Source organism: Tessaracoccus caeni, from assembly GCF_029211185.1.
Taxonomy (GTDB): domain Bacteria; phylum Actinomycetota; class Actinomycetes; order Propionibacteriales; family Propionibacteriaceae; genus Arachnia; species Arachnia caeni.
Window position 1 is genome coordinate 1 of the sequence record NZ_JARGDO010000057.1, and the last position, 929, is coordinate 929.

Sequence of the window (929 nt, forward strand, 5' to 3'; positions counted from 1 at the left end):
CCACCAGCCCTGCTGGCCCGGAGCAGGCGGGGGTCGAAGAAGATTCTGATCCGCACCGACGGAGCCGGCGGCACCAAGGAATTTCTCCAGTGGATGACCAGGCGGCGGCTGGCCTACTCCGTCGGGTTCACTCTCCCCGCGCACACTCCTGACCTGCTGGAACATATCGATGAGGCGCAGGCGTGGACTCCGGCCTATGACACCGATACCGACGGGATCCGCGAGGGGGCGTGGGTGGCGGAGCTGACCGGACTGCTGGACCTGTCCGGGTGGCCTGCCGGGATGCGGGTGATCGTGCGGAAGGAACGCCCCCACCCCGGAGCGCAACTACGGATCACCGATCACGAAGGAATGCGCATCACCGCGTTCGCCACCAACACCCCGCGCGGCCAGCTACCCGTCCTCGAGCTGCGTCACCGCCGCCGCGCACGATGCGAAGACCGGATCCGCAACGCCAAGGACCTGGGCTTGATGAAGTTCCCGCTGCAGGGCTTCGCGCAGAACCAGATCTGGTGCCAGATCATCCAGCTCGCCTCCGAGCTCGTCGCCTGGATGCAGACCATAGCTCTGACCGGCCATGACGCGAGGAAGTGGGAACCCAAACGGCTCCGCGCACGCTTGTTCGAGATCCCCGCGACTCTCGTGCGCCGCTGCCGGCACAAGGTCCTCCATCTCGCCGAACACGCCCCCGAAGCCCGAACCGTCCTAACCGGCATGAACCGGCTCCGCACCGCCGTCGCACAGACCTGACCAGGCGGCTCCACCCGCCCCACCGACCAGCAGAATCCTCCTCTCGGGAGTGGAACCCGACCGCCCGCAACGGACACTGCGACGATCTGTCACACCCACATGCCAGAATCAGCAGCTGAACACCGGCAACGACGCCGAACGCCCCCGCTCACCAACCCGATGAAACATCGAGGCTAGAG

General features: G+C 66.5%; 1 protein-coding gene. It reads left to right on the top strand.

Translation table 11 applies throughout. From position 1 onward, the window contains the following. On the top strand, positions 1-750 hold a 750-nt coding region (locus P0D62_RS18965; RefSeq protein WP_275704086.1), incomplete at its 5' end, for a transposase. Positions 751-929 lie beyond the last annotated feature (179 nt).